This window comes from Pseudonocardia sp. (assembly GCF_025965585.1).
In the GTDB taxonomy this organism is placed as follows: Bacteria; Actinomycetota; Actinomycetes; order Mycobacteriales; family Pseudonocardiaceae; genus Pseudonocardia.
The window spans coordinates 1-5820 of sequence record NZ_JAOPWR010000519.1 but is presented as its reverse complement, the minus strand read 5'-3'; the positions used below and the strand labels follow the sequence as shown (position 1 = coordinate 5820).

Below are 5820 nucleotides of genomic sequence, written 5' to 3'. Positions count from 1 at the left end.
GCCGCGGCGGGGCGCGCGCCAGGCCAACACGTCGGCGAGTGCGGCAGCCGACCCCGCGGCCGTGCCCGGGGGCAGCTCGGCGAGACCGGCCAGCACACGGCGACGGTCGCGGGGGGCCAGCGGGCGGCGCACACCGTCGGACAGCGCGTTGATCGGGCGGCCGGCGTCGTCCTTGCGTCCCACGAGCCCGGGCAGCCGGGGCATGTCGAGCCAGGTGCGCGCGAGCAGCGACCAGCGCAGCTCCGGGCCACCCGCGGCCCAGACGTCCGCCTGGGTGGTGGGCACCCAGTCGGGCGCGACGCCGTCGCTCTGCCCCACCAGGTCGGCCGACACGGCCAGCTCGACGAGCAGCGCGGCCGTGGCCTCGTCGACGTCCATCTCCTTGGCCGCGCGGCGCAGCTCGCGCACACCCAGCCCGCCGGAGCGCAGGACGGGCGGGCCGTTGCGGCTCCAGTAGGCGATCAGCAGCTCGACCTGGCGCAGCACGCCGAGCGCGGCACCGCCCGCCGTGCGGTCGACGACGTCGGCACCACGGTCGCGGGTGGCGAGGTCCGGAGCGGTCAGGGTGAGGGGACCCATCGGGCGCTTGCCGCGCAGCGCGAGCCCGACCTGACGCGGCAGCTCGACGGTCTCCGGGTCGACGCGCAGCAGCAGGCCCTTCGCCAGCAGCCGCCCGACCGGGCTGTGCGGCGCCGACCCACCACGGCTGCGCCCGATCGGCGGACCCGCGGCGAGCGCGTCGAGCACGCGCTGCTCGTCGGGCTCGACGGCCTCGAGCAGCGCCGGCAGCTCGGACGAACCCGCCGGGCCGGTGGCGACGCGCCCCAGCCCGCCGGGGAAGCGCGGCACGATCTCGCGTGCGGCCGGCACGAGCGACAAGTCACTGTCCGGCCCCCAGACCAGGGCCCGGCCCCGCAAGGCGCTCAGCGACGCTCTCAGGCCCGTTGCAGGCATGTCCGGGCCCAGCAGGCGCGCCACCTCGGCCCGCGGGACGGGCGCGACGTCGGCGTCCGCCACCACGAGAGCCTCGAGGACGGCGAGCGCCACGGTGTCCAGGTCGTCGCACGCGCGGTGCACCGACGCCCGGATGCCGGCGCGCGTGGCCAGCACCGTCAGGTCGGCGGGAGGCGGCACGGCGAGATCGGGACGCAGCCGCAGCAGGGTGGCGAGCGTCCCGTCGTCCTGGGCGCGCAGCCAGTCGACCAGCGAGGTGGGCATCGGGTCCACGGTAGTCGGCGGCACCCGTGCGCCGCCCGGTGATCCGGTACGGAATACTTGTCGGCGAAGAGTTCCAGCCCCGCAAGGAGGAGATCGTGGCCAAGCCCGCGCCCGAGGGCCGTGTCGACCCGACCTGGCCCGATCTGCCCGATGGCGAGCACCCGGTGTCGGAGCTCGCCAGTCCGGTACAGGGCTCGCTCTCCCCGTTCGGCGACCTCGAGTTCCCGCTGGACACGGTGCCCTACGAGCACCCCGTCACGAAGATCAACAAGTAGCCGCGCCCGCCGGGCTGCTCCTCGCGGGCGGCGCGGGTCGCCGGATGGGCGGCCCGAAGGCACTGGTGGAGCTGGACGGCGAGCCCCTCGTGCGTCGCGCCCTGCACGTGCTGTCCGCGGGCGGCTGCAGCCCGATCACCGTGGTGGTGGGCGCCGCGGCCACCGACGTGCGCGCCGTCCTGCCGTCCGACGTGGACGTCGTGGAGGCCGCCGACTGGGCGGAGGGCATGGGCGCCTCGCTCCGGGCCGGGCTCTCCGCGCTCGCGGCGCGTGAGGTCCCGCCCGATGCCGCACTGGTGCACCTGGTGGACCTGCCCGGCGTCACGAGCGCGGCAGTGGCCCGGCTCGCGGCCGGTGCCACCCCGGACGCACTCCGCCGCGCCTCGTACGACGGCCGCGCCGCCCACCCCGTGCTCATCGGACGGGAGCACTGGGCGGGGGTGATCGCCTCGGCCACCGGAGACGCCGGGGCCCGCGGTTACCTCGCGGGTCACCCGGCGCTGGACCTCGTGGAGTGCGCCGACGTGGCCGATCCCGACGACGTCGACACCCCCGAGGCGTTGGCCCGCTTCCGGGCCCGCTGACCTAGGACCGTGTCCTGGAGAAGACCGTGTCCTAGAGAGTCAGCTGCTGCCCCGGCATGATCATGTTGGGGTTCCCACTGAGCGCTGGGTTCTTCGCGACGATGCCCTTCCAGCCGCCCGCGACCTCGTTGGCCGAGGCGATGGAGCTGAGGGTGTCGCCCGCCTTGACGATGTAGCCGCCGGTCGTGGCGCCGGTGGGGGCGCTGAGCCGGATGGTCAGCGGAGCCGTCGCGGGAGCCGTCGCGGGAGCCGTCGCGCCGGGCACGCTGCGCTGCGTCGCGGACTCGCCGGTGGCCCCGGCCTTCTTGGAGCAGACGGGCCAGGCGCCCCAGCCCTGCTGGGCGAGCACCCGCTCGGCGACGACGATCTGCTCGGCGCGGGTGGCCTGGTCGGCGGCCGGGGCGAACTGGGCGCCGCCGAAGCCCCGCCAGGTGCTGGGTGTGAACTGCAGGCCGCCCTGGAAGCCGTTGCCGGTGTTGATGTCCCACCGGCCGCCGCTCTCGCACTGCGCGACCTTGTCCCATGTGGAATCGGCCGCGGCGTTGGCCGCCGGGACCATGGTGACCAACGGGGCGCCGGCGACGGCTCCGGCGAGTGCGGTTCGGGCGATGACCCGACCGGTGTTGCTGGGGGCGCGATGACGACCGCGGTAGCGAGCCATGAGGCTTCTCCGGACGCTGCGCACGGACCCGCCCGGGGAGATGGCGTGGCGGGCTGGGGCCCGCCTGGTCCGTTCCTGTCCCACGTGGTTGTTCGTGAGGCAACGGGGGATTCCGGAACCGCCGGACAGGGGAGCGCTGCGGTACCGGGACGGGTGCGGACCTGGGGAGTCCGCACGAGCCGAGAGGGACGGTACGTCCGGTTTCGTGGAGCGCAAACCCGGCGCGCCGATCGAGGCATGACCCGAACGTGTAGTCCGAATGGGCCAACCGGGCAGAGTCGTGGCTGTTCACGATGACCGGGCGTGGCGGCGACCGTGCCCGCCGAAGGTTGCGCCGCTGTGATGCAGGCCACTCGAACCGGCCCTCCGCCTGGCCGCTCCGGACCGTCGCACCGGCCACGCCGTAGGGTCGCGGGCGTGGAGCTCACCCACGTCGATGCCGCCGGGTCCGCCCGGATGGTGGACGTCACCGGCAAGGAGGCGACGGCCCGCACGGCGGTCGCCACTGGCACGCTGCGCACGACCCCCGAGGTGATCGACCTGCTGCTGCGCGACGGCCTGCCCAAGGGCGACGCACTGGCCACCGCGCGGATCGCCGGGATCATGGCGGCCAAGCGCACCCCGGACCTCGTGCCGCTGTGCCACCCCATCGCACTGTCCGGCGTCACCGTCGACCTCGAACCGGACGGCGACCGCGTCCACGTCCGCGCCACGGTGCGCACCACCGACCGCACCGGCGTGGAGATGGAGGCGCTCACGGCCGTCGCCGTCGCGGGCCTCACGCTGCACGACATGATCAAGGCTGTCGATCCCGCCGCCGTGATGGACGGCGTCCGCGTCGAGCGCAAGGACGGCGGTAAGACCGGCACGTGGACGCGTCCGGAGGACCGCTCGTGACGGACGCGCGCACGGCGCGGGTCGTGACGGCGTCCAACCGGGCCTCGGCGGGTGTCTACGCCGACCGCGGTGGGCCGCTGATCGTCGAGTGGCTGCGCGAGCGCGGCTACGACACCCCCGATCCGGCCGTGGTGCCCGACGGCGGCCCGGTGGGCGACGCGCTGCGCGCCGCCGTCGCCGAGGGCGTCGATGTCGTGATCACCACGGGCGGCACGGGCATCTCCCCCACCGACGCGACGCCGGAGGCGACCCGCGCGATGCTCGACTACGAGGTGCCCGGACTGGCCGACGCGATCCGCGCGGCGGGCGCTCCGAAGGTCCCCACGGCCGTCCTCTCGCGAGGACTGACCGGCGTGGCGGGCCGGACGCTGGTCGTGAACCTCCCCGGATCGACAGGGGGAGTTCGGGACGGATTGTCGGTGCTGGACGGTGTGCTGGATCATGCCGTCGACCAACTGCGCGGAGGCGATCACCGATGACCCAGGACCGGACACCCGTGGTGCTGCGCGCCGCCGTCGGCGAGGAGCCCCTCGACGTCGCCGAGCACGCGGCGCTCGTCGACCACCCGGCGGCGGGCGCCGTGGTGACGTTCGCGGGCGTGGTCCGCGACCACGACGGCGGGCGCTCGGTGCTGGGGCTGGAGTACAGCGCCCACCCGACGGCGTCGACGGTCGTGGCCGAGGTGGCCGCCGACGTCGCCGCCCGGGCGACGGGCGTGCGGGCCATCGCGGTGAGCCACCGGGTCGGGACGCTCGCGATCGGCGACGTCGCGCTGGCCTGCGCCGTGGCCGCCGATCACCGCCGCGAGGCGTTCGACACCTGCTCGGAGCTGGTGGAGGAGATCAAGCGGCTGCTCCCGGTGTGGAAGCACCAGTCGTACGCCGACGGCGACGACGAGTGGGTCAACAGCGCCTGAGACGGGTCCCGAGACACCCGTGCGCGGACGTCAGTGCTGGGGCGGCGACGTCCGCGCACGTGGGGTCGGCAGTGCCTAGAGCGCGAGCTGCTGCCCGACGCGGAGCATGTTCGGGTTGCTCAGCACGTCCGTGTTCTTGTTCCAGAGCGCCGTCCACCCACCGGTGACGTTCTGCTTCGCCGCGATCCCGCTCAGCGTGTCGCCGGCGACGACGGTGTAGCCGGCGCCGCTCTTCGCGACCGGGGCGGCCTTCGGGGCGGCCGCGATGGGCGCCGAGGCACGCACGGTCTTGCCGGGCTCGGCGGCGAAACCGGTGGCCCCGGCCTTCTTCGAGCAGACGGGCCAGGCCCCCCAGCCCTGCGCGGCGAGGACCCGCTCCGCGACGGCGATCTGCTGCTCACGGCTGGCGTTCGCAGCCGAGCCGGAGCCACCATAGGCGGCCCACGTGCTGGGGCTGAACTGCAGGCCGCCGTAGTAGCCGTTACCGGTGCTGACGCTCCAGTTGCCACCGCTCTCGCACTGGGCGACCTTGTCCCAGATGGAGTCGGGAGCGGCGTTGGCCGTGCCGGCGATTGCGATCGGAGTACCGACGACAACCGCTCCGGCGACGATCAGACGAACGAGACTTCGGCCCTTGCTGGTGGCAGGTCGAGAACTCATTACGGGGTTTCTCCTCCGCACGGTCGAGGAGGACGCGCTCGTCAGCGGGCGGGAACCGACCCGGCGAGCAGTCCTTGTCCGTGTTCCCGCAGCCGTGGGGCGGCGGCGGGAAATTGCGACCTCGGCCTTGTCCCGTCTTCCATCTCGACGGACCGAAACCGCGGGACAAGGCCTGGTGCGACGGTTCCGGATGCATTCTCGGTCGCCCCACTGGAACGACCGGTCGTCGACGCTACGAGGCGGCCTGGGGGCGAAAGCAATTCTACAGGGAGTGACCATCATCACGGTAACGAATGTATTAACCTGCCGATAGCCAGGTATCTGCAGGTCATGGCGGTGTAATCACGGCTTTATTACGGCTCGACCAATAGAACCAAAACGAAAGTATTACCGATTTCGTCACATCGAATGGTGGACGCTCAGTGACGGCATGATCACGGCGGGCAGTGCCCTGGAACACCCGTAGTGGCTACCGCCTGGTTCGTCAGTCATGCTGGTTCTGTGAACGATCGCCCACCGGCCCCGTCGGACTCGCCGTCTGCGCTGGCCGCCGCACTGCGCACCACCGGCTACCTCGCCGACGACGGCCTCGCCACGGCGACGTTCCTC

Annotated in this window: 7 protein-coding genes and 1 pseudogene; 5 read left to right on the top strand and 3 right to left on the bottom strand. The window is 73.4% G+C overall.

Annotation, left to right across the window (positions count from 1 at the left end):
* Positions 1-1218, bottom strand: a pseudogene (locus JWR81_RS32105) (DNA-binding protein); the annotation flags it as partial.
* Between the two features lie 95 nt (positions 1219-1313).
* Between JWR81_RS32105 and JWR81_RS32100 the strand changes: the two are divergent.
* Positions 1314-1493 (top strand): hypothetical protein, encoded by a 180-nt coding sequence (locus JWR81_RS32100; protein WP_297661411.1) that lies wholly within the window; start codon positions 1314-1316, stop codon positions 1491-1493.
* A 14-nt stretch (positions 1494-1507) separates the two neighbouring features.
* Positions 1508-2077 (top strand): NTP transferase domain-containing protein, encoded by a 570-nt coding sequence (locus tag JWR81_RS32095; RefSeq protein WP_297661409.1) that lies wholly within the window; start codon positions 1508-1510, stop codon positions 2075-2077.
* A gap of 31 nt (positions 2078-2108) precedes the next feature.
* Here the strand turns inward: JWR81_RS32095 and JWR81_RS32090 are convergent, their stop codons facing one another.
* Positions 2109-2738, bottom strand: coding sequence for a transglycosylase family protein (locus JWR81_RS32090; protein WP_297661407.1), 630 nt, complete (start codon positions 2736-2738; stop codon positions 2109-2111).
* A 417-nt stretch (positions 2739-3155) separates the two neighbouring features.
* Between JWR81_RS32090 and moaC the strand changes: the two genes are divergently transcribed.
* From moaC to JWR81_RS34620, 3 genes are read left to right on the top strand one after another with little or no spacing between them, the layout of a single operon-like run.
* Positions 3156-3635 (top strand): cyclic pyranopterin monophosphate synthase MoaC, encoded by a 480-nt coding sequence (gene moaC, locus JWR81_RS32085; protein ID WP_297661405.1) that lies wholly within the window; start codon positions 3156-3158, stop codon positions 3633-3635.
* Positions 3632-4114, top strand: coding sequence for a molybdenum cofactor biosynthesis protein B (locus tag JWR81_RS34625; RefSeq protein ID WP_367278894.1), 483 nt, complete (start codon positions 3632-3634; stop codon positions 4112-4114). Before moaC ends, JWR81_RS34625 begins: the two co-directional genes overlap by 4 nt.
* Positions 4111-4551 (top strand): molybdenum cofactor biosynthesis protein MoaE, encoded by a 441-nt coding sequence (locus JWR81_RS34620; RefSeq protein ID WP_367278893.1) that lies wholly within the window; start codon positions 4111-4113, stop codon positions 4549-4551. Before JWR81_RS34625 ends, JWR81_RS34620 begins: the two co-directional genes overlap by 4 nt.
* Before the next feature lie 75 nt (positions 4552-4626).
* Here the strand turns inward: JWR81_RS34620 and JWR81_RS32075 are convergent, their stop codons facing one another.
* A complete protein-coding gene (locus JWR81_RS32075; RefSeq protein WP_297661403.1) occupies positions 4627-5211 on the bottom strand; it encodes a transglycosylase family protein in 585 nt (194 codons plus the stop codon).
* Between the last annotated feature and the right edge of the window lie 609 nt (positions 5212-5820).